Consider the following 18026-nt stretch of genomic DNA (forward strand, 5'->3'; position numbering starts at 1 on the left):
GTGTTCTTATCCTTTAAGCAATGCGGCGATGCGCCGGCCTGTGTCGAGCATGCGGTTGGAGAACCCCCACTCGTTGTCGTACCAACTTACCACACGCACGAGGCCTTCGTCTGTGACACTTGTTTGCGCCGGGGCAAAAATCGACGAATGCGGATCGTGGTTGAAGTCGACAGAAACCAGCGGCGCCTCTTCAAAACCAAGTACACCTTTGAGTGGGCCCTCGGCTGCAGCTTTCATGGCGGCGTTGATCTCGTCCGCGGAGGTGGCTTTTTCCGGCACGATGACCAGATCGACCATCGACACATTGGCCGTGGGCACTCGGATGGCGGAGCCTTCGAGTTTGCCTGAGAGTTCTGGCAAAACCAGAGAGATCGCGCGGGCGGCGCCAGTAGAGGTGGGGATCATCGACAAAGCCGCGGCGCGGGCGCGATAAAGGTCTTTGTGGTTGGTGTCATGTGTTGGCTGATCGCCGGTATAGGCGTGGATCGTGGTCATGTATCCGGTTTTGATACCAACCAAGTCCTGCAGAACTTTGGCGACCGGAGCCAAACAGTTGGTCGTACAGGACGCATTGGATACGATGATGTCATCTGCGGTCAGAGTGTCGTCGTTCACGCCAAACACGATGGTTTTGTCGGCATCTTTGCCTGGTGCCGAAACCAGCACGCGATTAGCGCCGCTTTTCAGGATCAGCTCTGCTTTGTCTTTGGCGGTGAAAATTCCGGTGCATTCAAACGCCACATCAACGTCGGCCCAAGGCAGATCCTCGGGGTTGCGGATCGCGGTGAGGCGGATCGATTGAGAACCGACTTTCATGACGTCGCCGTCCAGAGAGACATCGGCGTTCAGCCGGCCGTGCACGCTGTCGTATTTCAGAAGGTGAACGAGATGGTCGTTGGGGGACAGATCGTTGATCGCCACAACCTCGATATCATTTACGCCGCTTTCGATCAGGGCCCGCAAGACGCCGCGGCCGATGCGGCCAAAGCCGTTGATTGCAATCTTCGTGGTCATCCTAAAACTCCTAACCCGTAGACAAGCGCAATTCGATTGCGCTACCGTTAGCGCTATCGGTATACGCGTCCGAACCAATAATCAAGGGGATTGCGGCACAGTTTCCATCACAAGTTTTAAGCTTGCGGTTTGGGGGCGGGTGTCAGAGCATTGCGCCATGGGGAAAAAGCTTCTTTTAAAAGACATCGCCAACTTGGCTGGTGTCAGCGAGATGACCGCGTCGCGCGCGTTGCGGGGCGCGCCGGATGTGTCCGTACGCACACGCGAAAAAGTCGAGCAGATCGCCAAGGACGTGGGATATGTGCCCAATCGCATTGCGGGCGCGCTGGCGTCCAACAAGGTCAACCTTGTTGGTGTGGTGGTGCCGAGCCTGAATTCGTCGGTGTTTCCTGAGGTTTTGTCGGGCATTTCTTCGAAGCTGAAAGACACGCCGCTCAAGCCGGTGATCGGGGTCACGGGTTATGATTTGGACGAAGAAGAAGAGGTGATCCGCGAAATGCTGAGCTGGCGTCCGGCGGGCATTGTAGTGGCCGGGCTTGAACACACGGATGCGGCGCGCAAAATGATGGCGAACGCCGATTGTCCGGTGGTTGAAGTCATGGATGTAGACGGCAATCCGGTGCGCCATTGTGTGGGCATTTCCCATCTGGCGGCCGGGCGGGCCATGGCGCGAGAGATTCTTGACGCAGGATATCGGCGGATCGGGTTCATCGGGACAAAGATGCCACAGGATTTTCGGGCGGAAAAACGCTTGGCGGGATTTCTGCAAGAGCTTGACAAGGCGGACGTTTCTCTTGCTGATCAGGAACTGTATTCGGGGGCTTCGTCCATTGAAAACGGGCACGTTCTGACCAAGGAGTTATTGGCGCGGACACCGGATCTGGAGTGCCTGTATTTCAGCAGTGATGTTATGAGCGTTGGAGCCTATATGCATTGCGTCGCTGCCGGAATCTCGGTGCCGGATCAATTGGCTTTGGCGGGGTTTAATAATCTGAACTTGTTGCGCGGTTTGCCAATCAAACTGGCCACAACCGACGCGCATCGGCTTGCGATTGGTGAGGCGGCCGCGCAAATTATTTTGGACGCGCCCAAGGTGGCGCAATTGGTCCAGTTGGAGCCCCAAGCCATTCGCGGTCAATCGCTTTAGGCGTTTTTACGTGACTCTTTAAGGGCTTGCGCGACAAGTGCGGGCAAAGCTGCTGCGTAGCCCAATGGCGGAAGCCGGAGGCCGGTAAAGCCGGCTGCGTCGAGCGCTTGAGGGATGTCAAATTTGCAATGGCCGCCTTCGAGGGCGAAGAACGGCAGGCACATGGCGCGATCACCAAGGTCGCGGGCGGCGTCGAATATGAAGGGGCTTTCTTCGATAAGTCCTTGAGTAATATCAATTTCCGGCAAGAGCTCGGAAAGAGATTCAGCAAAGTTTCGAGTGGACAGCGCGGCCTTGTCGCCTTTGGCAGAGCCATGACCTGCGAGCAGGACATGTGTCTCGGATTCAGTCCAATTTTGAACTCTGAGGTGATCTTGGATCACCGCGGCGGCAAGTTGTGGAAGGTCGTCATGGAACCCAAGCGGCGGCAGGATGCGCAGGTTTTGTCCCTTGAGACGGCGCGGCAGGACGCGGCCGACAAACCAGCCGTCGGCCATGAACATCGGGAACACAGCCGCGCCGTCATCCAGATAATACGCTTGATTTTCAAGAGCTTCTGGTTTGGCGATGGTGGCGGAACGGATGGTCCATTCGGGCAGAAAAGCCGCTACCTGAACGGCAAATTCGGCCAGCCAAAGCTCGGGCGGCTCAGGGTCTGAGGGCTGGCCGTGCGCCACGATCAGCGCCTGTTTGGGGGGCAGAGTCATACGTCGAAAGCGGCGGCCAGATCGGCAGGCAGGTCGAATTCGGATAATGCGCGGGCGCGCGCCTTGGCCGACATTTTACGTGCGGTTTTGGCGACGATATCGAGGATTTTTTCGGGCGAATGCTTGCCGGAAAACGGCGCGAAATACCATTTGATGAAGACAAAACAGATAACGTCCTCAAGGGCTTGTACCTGATCATTGCGCTTGATGCCTTCTTTGCGCAGCATGCTGGACGCCTCGGCAATCTCATCTTCAGAATATCCAGCCTGAGCCATGAGCTCCCCCACGCGGGATGCATGATGCGCGCCGAGGTCGCGACGCCATTTGAGATAGCCTGCGCGGCCCTCGGGGAAATCAGCACGTTTCAGAACCCAGCGCTCGATGTGCTGACCGCGGGCGGCAATCTGTAACACCTCGGAAGCATTGGGAAAAAGCCTGTCGCACTCGGCGCTCATGCGCTGGCCGTAAAGCAAAGCTTCGGGTTGGCCTTCGTCCATTCGGGGGTCTTTGGCGTTGGCGGCATCAATGGCGGCGAGGACGGTTGCTAATTTGGACATAGGGCGCTCCGGCTGACGAGTTTGAGGGGAATTTAGAACGTGATGGAGGGCGGCGAAAGGACTGTCTGCATCGCGTCGGTATTGCGACGGTATCGCGGCGGTGTCGATACGGAGGTTGCTGTGAGACACCGGGAGGCTGCCAAAAGTTGGTTTCAGCAGTTCAGCTCCGCGGAAGCTGCGTTTCCAGAGCCGCGCGCAATGCGTCAAGATCAAGGGGTTTGTAAAGCAGCGGCGCGTCTAGCGCGGCGGCTTCCGTTTGCACATTGGGGGCGCGATTGGCGGTGATCACCACAGCCGGCAAGGCGCCGTAGGTGGCGCGCAAATCAGCGATCAGCCCTGTGCCGGTTGCGCCGTCGTCAAGCTGATGGTCGGCAAGGATCACGTCGGGGGCAATGTCGATTTCTTGGAGGAGCGCGACTGCCTCACCGTACCCTTCGCAGGCCAACACATCCGCGCCCCAGTTTTCCAGCGTCATAGAAATGGCGTTGCGCAGATCGGAGTCGTTTTCCACCAACAGCACAATCCGGTGCGTCAGTGGTGTTTCGGCGATAGGGTCAATGGCGGCTGCAACGGACGTAGAACTGGGAACGGCGAGAGGCAGGTCGACAGAGATTTGTGTGCCGACGCCGGGGGTGGAGTTCAGGGTCAGCGGATGATCCAGCAGACGGCAGGCCCGATCCACAATGGCGAGGCCAAGACCAAGGCCTTCGGCGGGGCTGGCGGCGGCGTTGACGCGGTGGAATTCGTCAAAGACTTTGTCCTGTTGTTCCGGTGGAATGCCGGGGCCGGTGTCGTCGATGGTGACCACAACGCGATTGCCTTGGCGTTTGAGTGCCACTGACACGCGGCCTTGATCGGTATAGCGCAGCGCGTTGGAGATCAGGTTTTGCAAAATACGCCGCAGATAGGTTGCGTCGGATGCCACGTGCGCGGCCTGTGTTTCCACATCAAACCGGAGCCCTTTGACGGCTGCCAGCGGAGCCATTTCGTCGTGCAATTGATGCAGCATTACATTGAGCGGGATTTCGGAGACATGCACGGCGGCGCGGCCTGAATCCAGCCGCGAGATATCAAGCAGCGCGCCAAGGATATGTTCGACGCTTTGCAAGGCGTTGCTGGCTTTAAGGAGGCGTTCGCGTTGGTCCGCGTCGGTCAGATCGGTGTCGAGCGACGCCATATAGAGTTTGGCGGCGGACAGAGGTTGCAACAGATCGTGGCTGGCGGCGGCAACGAAGCGCGACTTGGAGGCATTGGCGCGCTCGGCCTCGGCCAGTGCGGCCTCAAGTTCCAGCGTGCGTTCGGTCACGCGTCGCTCCAGTGTTTCATTGACCTGTGAGATGGCGCTCATGGCGGCGCGTTCGGCGGTGATGTCGGTGAAGGATATCACGAAGCCGCCGTCGGGCATCTGCTGGGCAAAGACCGCGAGAGTGCGGTCCTGACCGATTTCTACCTCAAAGTTAAGCGGGGCGCGGCGACCTTTGCGGGCGGTCCAATGCGGCAAAGCTTCGGCATCTTGTGCAGAGGCAAAGGACACTTTGCGACGGAGTTGGTCAAAGATGGAGCCAAAGGTCTGGCCGACACGGAAGCGGCCGATCTGGATGGACAGCAGCTCGCTCATGCGGCGGTTCCAGCCCACAAGACGGGCCTCTGAATCAAAGATGCCAACCCCTTGGTTGAGATGCTCCAGCGTGGCTTTGATCAGCTGAGCCTGATCGTCCTTGAGCCGCTCGCGTTCCTGACGCTCCAGCAGCATCATGTCGGTCACGTCGGTTTGCAACACCACGGTGCCGCCGTCGCGCGTGCGGTGTTCGCTGACTTGTAGCCAACGATCGCCCGCCATGCGGGCGTTGAACACCACGTGCTGTTCTTTGTGGCGGGCCATGCGTTGCGCGGCCCATTGGGCGGGGGTCTCGCCGTCGGGCAATTCCAGATATGGGCTGGTTGAGACGATGTGAACGTAGTCGCGGAAGGGCAGGCCAGGTTGGAAGCTGGTGTGCACGTCGCGCATGTGTTTGCCAAAGCGCGAATTGCACATCACCAGCTTTTCGTCGGTGTCAAACAGCGCAAAGCCTTCTTGCACGGTCTCAATCGCGTTGGCGAGGTTGGCGCGGGCGGCTTCGGCCTCGGCGTTGGCAGTGGCAAGTTGGGCATTGGAAGAGTTGAGCAAATCAAGCGCGTGTTCAAGGTCGCGGGTGCGGGCGCGGACCTCCTCTTCGAGCATCACGGCGCGTTCGAATTGCGCGTAGGCCATGCCGGAAGTGTCTGGTCCTTGTTCGGCGCGGCGCATTAGCGTGTCGACAATGGTGAGCAGTTTCTCGTTCTGCCGCACAAGCGTGTCGGTTGGATTGATCAGCGAATTGGCCATGTCACGTGCTTTCAGGCGGGTAGATCGCGACGCCGGTGAAGGTCTGGTTCACGTGCATAGAGTTGACCTGTTCGCCGTAGGTGGAAAACCCGACGACGTTGTGACGGGCCATGACCTCGGAAAGGCCGGTGGTCATCTGTTTCTGGGTGGCCTCGACGCGGCGCAACAGACAATCGCATCCTAGGATCATATCGGGCGTTTTGGAGCCGGATAGGGCAGAGAGTTCGCGGTCCAGATGGGCGACCATGTCTTCTGGTTCAGCCAGCGTGAGCACCATACCCTCGTCGATGGCGGAAAAGAACACCAGATCACCATTTTCGGCCACGCGTTGGATGGCGCGGACGTGGGTTTGATCGCCGATGCGCACCACGACGGGGTGGGCGGCAAATGTGAAGGTCGAGAGCTGCTCGGGGTCTTTGCCGAGAATGCGGGCGTATTCGCGGGCGGCCGGTTCGGCGTTGATGTTGTGCACAAGGCGTTTGGCGGGATCGGCCGCGGTGACAACCATGCGCGCATCGGTGGGTTGCAGGTGATCGGTCTTGAACACGCGCACCGGACAATTGGAGCGGACCTGCACAAGGATCGCGGCGTTGTCGTGGATTTGGTCATCTTGGATTACGTAGGTCTGTTCGAAGTCTTCACCATCGCCGGCAGAACCGCCAAACAAGGGTACAGGACCAAGGCCGAGGGCGATTTCATTGGCCAGCGCGTCCTCGCGCAGCGACAGGCCGTCAACCATCAGAAAGGCAAATTCAGATTGCCAAGCAGGGTGGCTGGCGGCCAGCGCGTTTCGGTTCTGGATCATTTGCGAGATGCGGTCAGAGGCGCGGATGTCGTTGAGGTCGTCAATCAAAAGCGTGCTGGCGGCAAAATGCGCTTGCGGGAAGCCGATGGCGACGATTTCACCTTCGGTATAGCCCTCGGCGCCAAGCTCGCCTGCGGTGGTGCAGCCGACAACCTGGGCTGCGCCAAAACGGCCTTTGGCGGATCTCAGAAACTCCGGCAGGGGTGTTTGCGGGGAGAGGAAGAGGATCACCAGCGCCAACGGGTCGTGTCCAAGCGCGGTCACCAGACGATCTATGGCGTCCGGCGCCTCGCAGGGGGCAAACCCGCGGCGCACAAGCCCAGCGGCCTCCTCCTTCCGCTGAACAGGGTGGCGGGACTGGTCGGTCACGCCGTCCATTATGTGATCTCCTCCCTTTGGCGGTCTCTCCCCAGGACCGCCCGCGCACCTTAGGCGTGCGATGTGGCTTAGCGCAAGTACTCGTCGAAGCTGGCTTCTTTGGCGATCAGCACCGCTTGGGTGCGGGAATGAACGCCAAGTTTGCGCATGATTGCAGTGACATGGGCTTTGACCGTGGTTTCGGCAATCGACAAGTCAAAAGCGATTTGTTTGTTGAGCTTGCCTTCGCAGATCAATTCGAGGATGCGCGACTGTTGCGTGGTCAACGAGGCGAGACGGGCGACCGCCTCTTGGGTGGCGGTGTCGGCCTCGGTCATGTGGTCTTCGGGCACGAAAGTTTCGTTTCGCCCGATGGTTTCGAGCGCGCGGCGGAACATGTCGCGTTGGCTGTGTTTGGGCACAAAACCGGCGGCGCCTGCCGAAAGCGCCGCGTTGATTGTGCGGGCGTCGGCCATGGAGGACACCACAAGGATTGCGGCGCGGGTGGCCTTGCGCAAACGGATCAGCCCGTCAAAGCCGTTGACGTCAGGCAGATTGAGATCAAGCACGACGATGTCTGGTGTGTTGTCGTCAAGTGCGGTCAGGGCTTCTGCCAAGCTGGCGGCAGTGGTGACGGTTTCAACCGGAGATACTGCCTGAAGGGTCATCACCAAAGCGTCGCAAAACAGCGGGTGGTCGTCGACCACGAGGGCTGTTTTGAAGCGGTTTCGCAACGATTGGCGAGGAAGATCAGGCATTTGGGTCATGTCACATGAGTTAGGCGGTCAGCCTAACAAAGTGCAAGGCGAATCCAAGGGGGCCAAAGGTCGTAGCGGTCAGGTGGTGTTGGGCGGGAAGACGCGTATGACGCGGCGGGTTCTTGTCTGGTGCGAAAGCTGGGTTAGGGTGGCGTAGGTTGTGTGAGAAAAGGTGCGAGATGGCTCAGTTTTGGAAAGTCGGTCTTTTGGCGGCGGCATTGTTTGGCGCGGCGGGTGTGGCAGTGGCGGAGATCCGGGATCTGAGCGGCAGCGTGGGGTATCGCGAGAGGATCGCGATGCCGAAAGGCGCTACAGTCGAGGTGTCGTTGCAGGATATTTCGCTTGCCGATGCGCCCTCGGTCGAGCTGGCGCGGATTGTGTTGCGTCCAGAAGGCAATGTGCCGGTTTCGTATCGGTTGAGTTATGATGATGCGATGGTGCGCGACGCGCACAGCTATGCGGTGCAGGCCAAGATCGTCGTGGACGGCGACGTGTTGTGGCGCACGACATCGGTGTTTCCTGCCCTAACGCGCGAGGCTCCGGAGAGCGTGGATGTGATGTTGGAGAAGATGCCGATGCAAGAAGCCGCAGAGATGCCAGATGTTTTAACATCATCAGAGTGGCTGGTGGTGGTCCTTGATGGCAAAGAGCTGCAATCCGAAAGGCTGCCGCAGATGCGCTTTGACGCGGATGGGCGCGTGAGCGGCAGCAGTGGGTGCAACCGTTTCACTGGCAGCGTGGACACGAGCCGCGGCGGATTTGCCTTTGGGCCGTTGGCCAGCACCAAGATGGCGTGCCCCGGGGCATTGGGCGCGCAGGAAATGCAGTTCTTTGCCGCGCTGGATCGGGTGACAGGATATAACGTGCAGAACGGTGCCGCGTTGGTGGATGCGGATGGTCGCGAGGTTATGCGTTTGATGGCGGAGTAAACGGCGGTCTGTGTTTGGCGCTTTGCATTGACATGTCGCGCCATAAGGCCGCGTTGCGTGCACGTGGTTTTGGCAGCTAGGAAAGGCTCAGAAAAGGGAGCGAAACCATGCTGCATTTAAGCCTGATCCTGCATCTGTTTATTGGCGCCACCCTGTCAGGTGTGGCCATCGTTGTTGCACTGGTTGCCGGTTTTGGCGGGCTGTGGACCATTCTTGGAGCCGCCGTTGCAGGTTTTCTGATCGCCTTTCCGATCAGCTGGGTCATCGCCAAACGGATTTATAACGCCGAGTGAGAGAGCCATGCCTCGAGCGAGGCGACAAATTCTCGCGGCTTTTCCGCGTGCAGCCAGTGACCCGCGCCAGTGATTTTGGCGAAACGCGCCTTGGGGAATTTTTCGCGGATCGTTGCGCGGTGTTCGGGTGCCACATAGTCGCTGTTTGCCCCTGACAGGAACAGGGTTGGACCCTCGAACCGACCTGAGATGTCCGGAAAAGACAGGATCTTCGGCATCTCGGCGTCCAGCACATCAAGATTGAGACGCCAGCGCTGTTCTTTGACATCCAGCGATTGTGTGAAGAAGCTTTGTAATGTGGTGTCAGGAATATGAGCGGCCAATTGTGCCGAAGCATCGGCCCGTTTTGTGACTTTGGAGAGGTCCACTGACCGCATGGCTTGGATGTTTTGGTTCTGATCGTGGCCGTAGGTCACCGGCGCGATGTCAGCCACGATCAGGCGGTTGACCAGATCAGGGCGGGTGAGCGCAAGAACCATAGCTGCCTTGCCGCCCATGGAATGCCCGCACACGTCCATGCGTCCGCCAAAATGCGTGATGACCTCAGCCAGATCAGCCGCCATGTCTTCGTAGGTGTGACTGTCAAACCAAGGGGAGTTGCCATGGTTGCGCTGATCGACAGCAATCACGCGGCGGTTTGGCGACAGCCGTTTGGCAATCGCGCCCCAGTTGCGGCCGGAGCCAAACAGGCCATGCACAATCAGGAGCGGCGGTTCGTTGGTGTCGGCGGGGCCGTGGTCAATTACATTCAGCATACGGCAATGAATAGTGCGCAATGGTGTGGGGTTCCAGAGTTGAGTGTGACGCGGCAAGGCCTTAAACAGGCCAGATGATGGATGCAGACACACTTGATCAAGAAGCGCGCGCTGTGCTGGCTTTGGCAAAGACCAAGTTCGGCGTGCGCAGCAAGTCATTGCCCAAAGCGATGAAAAAGATCGGGCGACGGGTTCCGAACTGGCTGCACAAAGAGGCCGCAGTGATCGAGGAGGCCCGCGGGTTGACCGGCCATCCCAAGCTGATGCGTCAAATGGACGGTGCGCGGGTTCAAAAGGCGTTTGATGCCATCGCGGAACATTTGAAAACTGTGGATCCGCGCCAACGCCGTGTTGACCGGATACTGGATGTGCTGGGCTCGCTGAGCTTTAACCTGATTGTGTTGACGGCGCTGGTGATCCTGTTTCTGCGCTGGCAGGGCTATATCTAGGGGCGCGTGTGTTCGCGCATAAGGGCGTCGCGGAAGACCACGGTGACCGTGGTGAAACTGACATAAAGCAAGAGATACCAGCTGCCCATTTTGGCGAGGCTGACCCAGTCATTGGCGGATTGGCCGTGATAGAGCCAAACCTTGGTGGCGGTGCCAATGTTTTCGGCGAGCCACAGGAAGATGCTGGAGAGAAATGCTGCGAGTGGCAGTGGCATCCAATACCAGTTTGCGCCGATGCGGAAGTAAATGCGGGTCTTGAGAAAGAGCAGAACGGTGGCCGCAAACAATGCCAGCCGGATGTCGGGCAGGAAGTGATGCGCGAAGAAGTTGGCATAGATCGCGCAGGCCAGAAGTATGGTCGTCCAGAACTGCGGATAGGGTGTGAAGCGCATGTCAAACAGCCGGATCGCACGGGCCATGAACGAGCCGACAGACGCGTACATGAACCCTGAATACAGCGGCACGTTCCAGAGTTTGATCAGCCCGTCACCGGGATAGGCCCAGCTGCCGGCGTTGACCTTGAAGATCTCCATCGCGGTGCCGGTGAGGTGGAAAAGAAGGATCACGCGGGCCTCGCGCCAGCTTTCCATGCGCAGGGTCAGGAACAAAACCTGCAAGGCAATGGCATAGATCAGCAGGGCGTCGTAACGCGCGATGGGCCAGTCTGATTGCCAGATGCGATTGGTGACGATCATGCCCAAAAGCAACGCGCCACCAAACAGACCCGCCCAGAGCATCTTGAGGCAGAACATCACAAGTTCTGTCAGCGGTGCAGGCAGGCGCGCGCGCATCCAGTCGCCTAGGGCGCGTTCCAGCAGGCGGGTGTTTGACAGCGTGCGGGTCATTGTACGGGGGCGGGCTCCGGGGCTTTGTCGCAGGACCACAAGATATCACGCGCGCCAATAAAACGGCCCATGCGTTCCAGTTCAGCGTCCAGTTTTGTCGTGCGAGCTTCGGTCCATTTCACGCCGTTTTCGGCCCAGAGGCGGGTAACGGAAAGTGTGCCATTTTTGCGGTCGGCTTTTGCTTCCAAGCGTCCCACGAAACGGTCCCCTTCCAGAAGCGGATAGACGTAGTAACCCCAGATGCGTTTGGCGGCAGGCACAAAGATTTCAATGCGATAGTCCATGCCAAAAAGACGCGACAGCCGGTCGCGATCACGGATCACCGGATCAAACGGGTTGAGAATGCGCAAGCGTGATGTCGGTGCGGGCGTGTCTGCGATGCGGTCGGCGATGTCGGGCGGGGCCAGCATCGGCAGCCATTGGCGGTTGGCGGTTTGTACCTCGACCTCGATCAGGTTTGAGCTGGCCACCCAATCCTTGACGTCGGCTGTGTCCACGGCCTCCCAAAACCGTTTGATGTCGCCGGGCGTGGCAAAGCCCAGCCGGGAAACGGCCTCGGTGCAAAGCCAGTCTTGCTGCACGGCTGCTGACATATCAGCGGCGCGGATGTGGTCGGGAATGACCCTGTCCGGCAGGTTGTAGAACTTTTTGAAGTTCTGGCGATAGCAGGTGGCCAAGTCACCCGCGTACCACATGTAATCCAGCGCCTGTTTGTGGGGTGGGCGCGACCACATTTCCTTGGGGCCTTCGATTTTTGTGTCAAAGGCCTCGGTCGAAAGGGCCCCTTCGGCGGCGATGCGGCCTTTGATCTGATCCAGATCCACCTTTGACAGCGCGGTTTTGAACCAGCCCTTGGTGTCCATCCTGTTCTTGCGGCGGCTAAACTGCGCGCGCCAGTAGGGATAGGTTTCCATAGGCAGAACCGAGGCGTCATGGGTGAAATGTTCAAAAACTGTTCGATCTTGCGCCAAGAGTTTGTCCAGCATCGGCTCGCGGTAGTTTTGGTTGCGCGACCAAAGAATGTGGTGATGTGCGCGGGCCAGTACCTGAATGCTGTCGAGTTGCACGAAGCCGAGCTTTTGAATGGTGGCGAGCGGATCGGCGGGGCCTGTGGGGGCGGGAGCGAGGCCCTGAAGCGACAGCCAAAGCCGCCGTGCATCGCGATTGGAAATACGTAAACTCATTGGCGCACGCTAGGGGATGCGTTTGGACAAAGGAAGAACATTCTTTGACTTTGGTCGAGATTCCGGCGGTGGGGTTTCGCCTAGGGGTGCGCGCCTGATGCATACGGACAGATCGGCAAAAAACGGGTGACGTCGGCAAAGAGATGCCGGAATTTTTGGCGACGTTTGTGGCGGGCTTTTCCTCGGCGGTAAGTTTGGTAGGACGGCGTAAACGTGGCGTCCCAGTTTGCAGTTATGTGCGGCGCAGATGCCCTGCACAATGACATTAAAAATGACAGAAAGCTGCTGTTTGAGCGGGCGCTTTACGCCGGCTTTTTCGCGTTTTGGCTGGACGGAGATGAAAGATGAACAGCGCTTTGTACGTTGCCGAAACGGATGAATTCGGCGAGTTGGTTTGCGTTTGGGTGAGGCCCAAGGGCGCCAAAAGCGCGCGGGTTTTTGACCCGTCCAAGGATTCATATGATTCGCAAAAGGCTGCGAATTTTTCAGGTTCTGCGGCTGTCAGGATTATTGGCTGGTTGAAGGCCCAGTCTGAATAGAGATTGGACCATTAAGTCGTCCTGTCAGTATGCAAAGAAGGACTATGCCCGCATTCTATGTTGGTCCTAGCAATCCCAGAACTAGACATTGGGCCGAATGCGGCGAATGTGCAATTTGAGCCCATTTTGACCGATGCTGCGTGGCGTTTGAATGGCAGCTTTGTTCGATCAGGCTTCAGGTCGAAAAGCTAATAATCAACCGCAAGAGCTCAATCTGACTGTTCACACCAACTTTTTCGTAGACGCGTCTAAGATGCGTACGTGCGGTGTTTTTTGTCACACCCAAAGCCTCGGCGGCATCGGAGAGTTCCATGCCTTTGGCGATCAATCTGACCATATCTGTTTGCGCCTTTGAAAGCGCGAAAATGGCCTGAGCAACATCGATCTGTTTTGAGAGGTCACTGCCGGATCCAAACAGAATGTACACACGCGCATCGACAACCTTAACCCAACACAGCATCAAGCCACCGTCGTTGTTTTCACCCAAGACGACCGGATACTGGACCTCACCTCCTCCTTCACTTTTTGCGCGATTGTAATTTCCGAACGCCGTTAGATTGTGAGCACGCGAGATGGCGCAATGAAGTTCTGAAGTCCATGACGGCTTGGAAGCGCGCAGTTTTCCGTTGCTGATGACAAGGCCTCTGAAATTCTTCAGTTCCGCCGTGGCGACATCATTCGCCCAAAGAACGCGTCCATCTTTAGCGACTTCTAGTGCCGGGTCCTCAGTGTCGCGGAGCGGTTCTGCCCAACAACCATGAAAGAGAATCCTCCATGCTCCATTTCCATACTCCAACAGGCGAAAATTGTGCGAATGACTTGGTGTTGCACGTGGATTGGAAGCGCTTGTGACGATCTCTTCGTATGTGGCCCAAGCGACATTGTTACTGATGTGGATTTCAAGATTTTTGAGCTGCACGTCTGCTTGCACCGGGTCGGGTTCGGCGTCCATTGCTTCAAACACATTCCGGCGAAACTCATCGAACGAACGCGCGATCTGCATCGTTCCGCATTCCATAACGCTTCGAAATCGAGCGTCGTCGATCCAACACTGCAACCAGGCGTCGCGATCGCGTGCGAGATAACTGTCTATGTCGGTTTCAAGCACCTTCCGGATAGCATCATGTGCTCTGGGTTTCGTGGTCGTGGTCTTAGACATGTTCAAGGGCTCGTGTTTTACTTAGATGAAGCTATCTCGGCAAAGGGAAAACGCAAGCCGCGCGCCGAATAGACATTTCGTACCTTGGTGAAGACCCTTCCGACAGTCAGGAAGATTACTTTAAGGCCACTGCGATCTGATCCTCCAAAAAACTCGAAATACGCGTCCTGTTCTGCCGTAGTGCGCCCCGCGAAGTGACCATGTGTTTTCGCATTGCGTGAGATTGTTACCCAGTTCGCCATTGTCTTGCTCCAAGTTTGTGATCCTTGGAATTGATTAGCATTGCTTGAAGTGGAACTTTGTCACCCGCGCAGACGACAGGCGCCTTTCCCAACGTGAATTTTGCAAAGCAGACGGCGGGTCAGCCGCAGTGAATGGCAGCTTCGTCCGCAAAGCAGACCTAAGGTCAGTCCGCGGCGATTGTCCGGTTTCCTGTTCCCAGCACCATTTGCGGACATGCCCAAAAGAAAAGGCCGTCTCCAGATTACCTAGAGACGGCCTTTTGATTTTCGAACGCCGTTTTTACAGGTTCGGGTACATCGGGTATTTGGCGCAAAGGTCTGCGACCTTGGCTTTGACCGATGCTTCAACCTCGGCGTTGCCTTCTTCGCCATTAGCGGCCAGCCCGTCGACCACTTCGACAATCATGTCGGCAATCGCGCGGAAGTCAGCCTCGTTAAAACCGCGGGTGGTCCCGGCAGGGGTGCCAAGGCGGATGCCTGAGGTGACCATCGGCTTTTCCGGATCAAACGGGATGCCGTTTTTGTTGCAAGTGATGAACGCGCGACCCAAGGCTTTCTCGGTGGCGTTGCCTTTGACGTTTTTGGGGCGCAAATCGACCAGCATCACGTGGGTGTCGGTGCCACCGGTGACGATATCAAGGCCACCCTTCATCAGCTGATCGGCAAGAGCCACAGCGTTGGCGCGGACCTGCTTTTGATAGGTTTTGAACTCGGGACGCAGCGCTTCGCCAAAGGCGACAGCTTTGCCGGCGATCACGTGCATCAAGGGGCCACCCTGAATACCGGGGAAGATCGCGGAGTTCACTTTCTTGGCGATGGCCTCATCGTTGGTGAGGATCATGCCGCCGCGCGGACCGCGCAGGGTTTTGTGGGTTGTGGTGGTGGCCACGTCTGCGTACGGGAACGGCGAGGGGTGCTCGCCTGCGGCAACCAGACCGGCGAAGTGCGCCATGTCGACCATCAGATAGGCGCCCACGCTGTCGGCGATTTCGCGGAACTTGGCAAAGTCGATCTGACGCGGGATAGCGGAGCCACCAGCGATGATCAGCTTGGGTCTGTGTTCGGTCGCAAGTGCCTGCACCTGATCGTAATCAAGCAGGCTGTCTTGTTGGCGCACACCGTATTGGATGGCGTTGAACCATTTGCCGGATTGGTTTGGCTTGGCGCCGTGGGTCAGGTGGCCACCGGCGTCCAGTGACATACCCAGAATGGTGTCGCCGGGCTGCAGAAGGGCAGTGAAAACACCTTGGTTGGCTTGGCTGCCGGAGTTGGGTTGTACGTTGGCGAAGTCGCACCCAAACAGTTGCTTGGCGCGGTCGATAGCGAGGTTTTCGGCCACGTCGACATATTGGCACCCACCGTAGTAGCGGCGACCGGGATAGCCCTCGGCGTATTTGTTGGTCAGCACGGAGCCCTGCGCTTCCATCACCGCCGCGGAGACGATGTTTTCGGAGGCGATCAGCTCGATCTCGTCGCGCTGGCGGCCCAGCTCGTCGGTCATCGAGGCAAAAAGCTCGGGGTCACGGGAAGACAGGGACTCTGTGAAAAAGCCGGCGTCGCGGGTCGCAGTCATGGATGCATCTCCAGATCAGGTGTTCACGTTGGCCGCTAGGTAAAGGAAAGATGACAGAGACGGAAGGTCATAAAACGACGCAATGTCTTGTCTGAACGCCGTGAATGGTGCAGGGGATAAATATATGCCGCCATAGGAAACAATGGCGCAGCTCGGAAACGATCTCGGCGGATTTGGTAGAGATGCAAAAAAGAATCGCCTTTTTGGCCAGTCGTGCCCCCGTGGCACAGACCGCGCGCGCGGCTTTGATCGGCCGCTATGGGGATTGCACGCCGGAGGAAGCCGACGTGATTGTGGCGCTGGGTGGTGACGGATTCATGCTCGCAACCCTGCATGACACACAGCATTTGGCGGCGCCGGTTTATGGCATGAACCGTGGCACCGTCGGGTTTTTGATGAACAGTTACGGCGAAGGCGATCTGTTGGAGCGGCTGGACGCGGCGCAAGAAGAGGTGCTGAACCCGCTGTCGATGCGCGCGACTTGCGCGGATGGATCTGTACATGAGGCGCTCGCGATCAACGAAGTTTCGCTTTTGCGCGCGGGTCCGCAAGCGGCGAAGTTGCGGATCACGGTGGACGGCCGATTGCGTATGGAAGAGCTGGTGTGTGATGGCGCATTGGTCAGCACGCCTGCGGGATCGACTGCGTATAACTATTCCGCACATGGACCGATCCTGCCCATCGGGTCGGATGTGCTTGCACTGACGGCCATCGCGCCGTTTCGTCCGCGTCGCTGGCGCGGGGCTTTGCTGCCAAAGGTGGCGCATGTGCAATTTGACGTGGTGGAGCCTGAAAAGCGGCCTGTGATGGCGGATGCTGACAGTCGGTCGTTTGAAAACGTGACGCGCGTGGAGATCCGCTCGGAACCTTCGGTTGCGCACAGGATCTTGTTTGATCCCGGTCATGGCCTGGAAGAACGACTGATCCGCGAACAATTTGTGTAAGCCAAATGTGCGCCTAACTGGCGCGCTGGGTGTGTTCTGGCTTTGCCGGAGGCAAATCCCTTCCGGCTGACCTGTTCACCTGGTGAACAGATCGATAGTGCCGAAATCGGCCATTTGCCAAGATCGGAAGACGAATCGGAATAACAGCGCACGTTATAGCGGTGAATTCCAGAGCCGTTGATTGCTGAGCTTGCAGCACCCCTTGGAGGCCGTATCACATGACGACACTTTTCTTTGTCACCTTTCTGCTGCTGATATTGGTCGAACTGATCAAGGGGCTTAGCGCCAACGGAACGCCGCCGATTTTGCAGAAATTTGCGTGGCAGATGGATCTGGCGCATTTCATGTGGTCCAACATTCGGATGTTCCGCATAGTTTTGGCCATCGCGCTGGTGGTCTTTGCATCACAAGCCATGGCCGTCGCGCCGGTGGCTGTGGTGTTGGGCACGCTGATTTTGGGCGCGGTTTGGGCGGGCATCTATTGGGTCTTCAACCACTTTTGGGTGGGTCAGGTGAAGTTCCTGCCGATTTCGCAAAAAGTATTTCTGGGCGCGGATGAGAACAAGGTCGACCCGCAGCTGCAAGTGGTCGGCGTGGAGCGCGATGGCGTGCAGAAGGCTTATCCAGTCAACATGCTGTTTTATCACCACCAGATCACAGACGAGATCGCGGGCAAGCCGATCTGGGTCACTTATTGCGGGCTGTGCCGCTCGGGGCGGGTCTATGACATCGACGTGGACGGAGAGCCGCTTGAGTTTTCGTTGGTTGGCGCAATCAGTTTTAACGCGGTGTTCTGTGACAGCCGGACCGGCAGTTGGTGGCGGCAGGAAACCGGAGAGGCCGCCAAGGGGCCGTTGGAAGGTCGGCAACTGGAAGACGTCGCCTTTGAGCAGATGACATTGGAAAACTGGCTGGCAAAATATCCGGAAAGCAGCGTGTTGCAGTATGATCCGGCCTTTGTGGGCAAATACACCTTTCTGGCCAAGCTGCTGAACTATGAGGCGAGCTTGCCCGGCTGGCACCGGCAGGAAACTCCGCCCCTTGTGATCGGGGTCGAAACCGGCGGCGCGGTGCGGGGATATGACTGGGCCGAGTTGCAAAAAGCGCGGATGGTGATGGATCAGGTTGGCGAGACACCGCTGCTGGTGTTGAGCGATGCGGCGGGCACGTCGGGCTTTGTCTATGACCGGCGCATTGACGGCGCGGCGTTGGAGTTTGAATGGGCAGAGGACGGGGTTCGCGACCTTGGCACAGGGTCGGGCTGGGATGATTTCGGGCGCTGTGTTTCTGGTGCGCTACAAGGCAAACAGCTTGTGCAGCTGCAAAGCTATCAACAGTTTCTGCGGGCTTGGATCACCTTTCACCCGCAAACGACATTTTACGCTTTCTGAGCTGGTGGGAGAG

General features: G+C 58.0%; 17 protein-coding genes. 6 read left to right on the top strand and 11 right to left on the bottom strand.

The features are described 5' to 3' along the window. Positions 1-6: 6 nt before the first annotated feature. Positions 7-1014: a type I glyceraldehyde-3-phosphate dehydrogenase gene (gap, locus tag SHIM_RS11460; RefSeq protein ID WP_054002769.1), complete on the bottom strand. Its 1008-nt coding sequence runs from the start codon at positions 1012-1014 to the stop codon at positions 7-9. A gap of 157 nt (positions 1015-1171) precedes the next feature. On the opposite strand from gap, the gene SHIM_RS11465 reads away from it, so the two are divergent. After that, complete coding sequence (locus SHIM_RS11465; RefSeq protein WP_054002770.1) at positions 1172-2161, top strand: LacI family DNA-binding transcriptional regulator; 990 nt, start codon at positions 1172-1174, stop codon at positions 2159-2161. Here the strand turns inward: SHIM_RS11465 and SHIM_RS11470 are convergent. From SHIM_RS11470 to SHIM_RS11490, 5 genes are all read right to left on the bottom strand, one after another. After that, positions 2158-2868, bottom strand: coding sequence for a sirohydrochlorin chelatase (locus SHIM_RS11470; RefSeq protein ID WP_054002771.1), 711 nt, complete (start codon positions 2866-2868; stop codon positions 2158-2160). The genes SHIM_RS11465 and SHIM_RS11470 overlap by 4 nt on opposite strands. Further along, entirely contained in the window at positions 2865-3425 is a 561-nt protein-coding gene (locus tag SHIM_RS11475; RefSeq protein ID WP_054002772.1) for a DUF4202 domain-containing protein, read from the bottom strand. The genes SHIM_RS11470 and SHIM_RS11475 overlap by 4 nt, the downstream gene beginning before the upstream one ends. Before the next feature lie 160 nt (positions 3426-3585). Continuing rightward, positions 3586-5790 (bottom strand): PAS-domain containing protein, encoded by a 2205-nt coding sequence (locus SHIM_RS11480; RefSeq protein ID WP_054002773.1) that lies wholly within the window; start codon positions 5788-5790, stop codon positions 3586-3588. Between the two features lies 1 nt (position 5791). Beyond that, positions 5792-6973, bottom strand: coding sequence for an FIST N-terminal domain-containing protein (locus SHIM_RS11485; RefSeq protein ID WP_054002774.1), 1182 nt, complete (start codon positions 6971-6973; stop codon positions 5792-5794). 68 nt (positions 6974-7041) lie between these two features. Next, positions 7042-7710, bottom strand: coding sequence for a response regulator transcription factor (locus tag SHIM_RS11490; protein ID WP_446740604.1), 669 nt, complete (start codon positions 7708-7710; stop codon positions 7042-7044). A gap of 179 nt (positions 7711-7889) precedes the next feature. Here SHIM_RS11490 and SHIM_RS11495 point away from each other — a divergent pair, with 179 nt between their 5' ends. Then, the gene (locus tag SHIM_RS11495) at positions 7890-8639 is read left to right on the top strand and encodes a YbaY family lipoprotein (protein WP_054002776.1); all 750 of its coding nucleotides are present in this window, start codon (positions 7890-7892) and stop codon (positions 8637-8639) included. Positions 8640-8746: 107 nt separating this feature from the next. Beyond that, positions 8747-8932 (top strand): hypothetical protein, encoded by a 186-nt coding sequence (locus SHIM_RS11500; protein WP_054002777.1) that lies wholly within the window; start codon positions 8747-8749, stop codon positions 8930-8932. On the opposite strand, the gene SHIM_RS11505 is transcribed toward SHIM_RS11500, so the two are convergent. Continuing rightward, the gene (locus tag SHIM_RS11505) at positions 8917-9687 is read right to left on the bottom strand and encodes an alpha/beta fold hydrolase (RefSeq protein ID WP_054002778.1); all 771 of its coding nucleotides are present in this window, start codon (positions 9685-9687) and stop codon (positions 8917-8919) included. The two genes, SHIM_RS11500 and SHIM_RS11505, sit on opposite strands and share 16 nt — an antisense overlap. 74 nt (positions 9688-9761) lie before the next feature. Between SHIM_RS11505 and SHIM_RS11510 the strand changes: the two genes are divergently transcribed. Then, positions 9762-10136 (top strand): hypothetical protein, encoded by a 375-nt coding sequence (locus tag SHIM_RS11510; protein WP_054002779.1) that lies wholly within the window; start codon positions 9762-9764, stop codon positions 10134-10136. Here the strand turns inward: SHIM_RS11510 and SHIM_RS11515 are convergent. From SHIM_RS11515 to glyA, 4 genes are all read right to left on the bottom strand, one after another. Continuing rightward, positions 10133-10981 carry a DUF817 domain-containing protein gene (locus SHIM_RS11515; protein ID WP_054002780.1) on the bottom strand — a complete coding sequence of 283 codons (849 nt, stop codon included), beginning with the start codon at positions 10979-10981 and terminating at the stop codon, positions 10133-10135. The two genes, SHIM_RS11510 and SHIM_RS11515, sit on opposite strands and share 4 nt — an antisense overlap. Further along, positions 10978-12165 carry a winged helix-turn-helix domain-containing protein gene (locus tag SHIM_RS11520; RefSeq protein WP_054002781.1) on the bottom strand — a complete coding sequence of 396 codons (1188 nt, stop codon included), beginning with the start codon at positions 12163-12165 and terminating at the stop codon, positions 10978-10980. Before SHIM_RS11520 ends, SHIM_RS11515 begins: the two co-directional genes overlap by 4 nt. Positions 12166-12879: 714 nt before the next feature. Beyond that, complete coding sequence (locus tag SHIM_RS11530) at positions 12880-13863, bottom strand: LuxR C-terminal-related transcriptional regulator (protein WP_082358370.1); 984 nt, start codon at positions 13861-13863, stop codon at positions 12880-12882. A gap of 522 nt (positions 13864-14385) precedes the next feature. Next, positions 14386-15678, bottom strand: a complete 1293-nt coding sequence (glyA, locus tag SHIM_RS11535; protein ID WP_054002784.1) for a serine hydroxymethyltransferase — start codon at positions 15676-15678, stop codon at positions 14386-14388. A 182-nt stretch (positions 15679-15860) separates the two neighbouring features. On the opposite strand from glyA, the gene SHIM_RS11540 reads away from it, so the two are divergent. Continuing rightward, positions 15861-16622: an NAD kinase gene (locus SHIM_RS11540; protein WP_054002785.1), complete on the top strand. Its 762-nt coding sequence runs from the start codon at positions 15861-15863 to the stop codon at positions 16620-16622. Positions 16623-16840: 218 nt separating this feature from the next. Continuing rightward, positions 16841-18013: a DUF3179 domain-containing (seleno)protein gene (locus tag SHIM_RS11545; RefSeq protein ID WP_054002786.1), complete on the top strand. Its 1173-nt coding sequence runs from the start codon at positions 16841-16843 to the stop codon at positions 18011-18013. The last annotated feature ends 13 nt before the right edge of the window (positions 18014-18026 follow it).

The organism is Shimia sp. SK013, assembly GCF_001292625.1.
Taxonomy (GTDB): Bacteria; Pseudomonadota; Alphaproteobacteria; order Rhodobacterales; family Rhodobacteraceae; genus Shimia.

What these genes read in the sequence shown, in the direction of transcription:
- SHIM_RS11490 (WP_446740604.1), bottom strand. Translation starts at nt 7,710, where the DNA reads ATGCCTGATCTTCCTCGCCAATCGTTGCGAAACCGCTTCAAAACAGCC.
- SHIM_RS11480 (WP_054002773.1), bottom strand. Translation starts at nt 5,790, where the DNA reads ATGGCCAATTCGCTGATCAATCCAACCGACACGCTTGTGCGGCAGAAC.
- SHIM_RS11500 (WP_054002777.1), top strand. Translation starts at nt 8,747, where the DNA reads ATGCTGCATTTAAGCCTGATCCTGCATCTGTTTATTGGCGCCACCCTG.
- SHIM_RS11545 (WP_054002786.1), top strand. Translation starts at nt 16,841, where the DNA reads ATGACGACACTTTTCTTTGTCACCTTTCTGCTGCTGATATTGGTCGAA.
- SHIM_RS11510 (WP_054002779.1), top strand. Translation starts at nt 9,762, where the DNA reads ATGATGGATGCAGACACACTTGATCAAGAAGCGCGCGCTGTGCTGGCT.
- SHIM_RS11495 (WP_054002776.1), top strand. Translation starts at nt 7,890, where the DNA reads ATGGCTCAGTTTTGGAAAGTCGGTCTTTTGGCGGCGGCATTGTTTGGC.
- SHIM_RS11540 (WP_054002785.1), top strand. Translation starts at nt 15,861, where the DNA reads ATGCAAAAAAGAATCGCCTTTTTGGCCAGTCGTGCCCCCGTGGCACAG.
- SHIM_RS11515 (WP_054002780.1), bottom strand. Translation starts at nt 10,981, where the DNA reads ATGACCCGCACGCTGTCAAACACCCGCCTGCTGGAACGCGCCCTAGGC.
- SHIM_RS11475 (WP_054002772.1), bottom strand. Translation starts at nt 3,425, where the DNA reads ATGTCCAAATTAGCAACCGTCCTCGCCGCCATTGATGCCGCCAACGCC.
- SHIM_RS11505 (WP_054002778.1), bottom strand. Translation starts at nt 9,687, where the DNA reads ATGCTGAATGTAATTGACCACGGCCCCGCCGACACCAACGAACCGCCG.
- glyA (WP_054002784.1), bottom strand. Translation starts at nt 15,678, where the DNA reads ATGACTGCGACCCGCGACGCCGGCTTTTTCACAGAGTCCCTGTCTTCC.
- SHIM_RS11520 (WP_054002781.1), bottom strand. Translation starts at nt 12,165, where the DNA reads ATGAGTTTACGTATTTCCAATCGCGATGCACGGCGGCTTTGGCTGTCG.
- SHIM_RS11530 (WP_082358370.1), bottom strand. Translation starts at nt 13,863, where the DNA reads ATGTCTAAGACCACGACCACGAAACCCAGAGCACATGATGCTATCCGG.
- SHIM_RS11485 (WP_054002774.1), bottom strand. Translation starts at nt 6,973, where the DNA reads ATGGACGGCGTGACCGACCAGTCCCGCCACCCTGTTCAGCGGAAGGAG.
- gap (WP_054002769.1), bottom strand. Translation starts at nt 1,014, where the DNA reads ATGACCACGAAGATTGCAATCAACGGCTTTGGCCGCATCGGCCGCGGC.
- SHIM_RS11470 (WP_054002771.1), bottom strand. Translation starts at nt 2,868, where the DNA reads ATGACTCTGCCCCCCAAACAGGCGCTGATCGTGGCGCACGGCCAGCCC.
- SHIM_RS11465 (WP_054002770.1), top strand. Translation starts at nt 1,172, where the DNA reads ATGGGGAAAAAGCTTCTTTTAAAAGACATCGCCAACTTGGCTGGTGTC.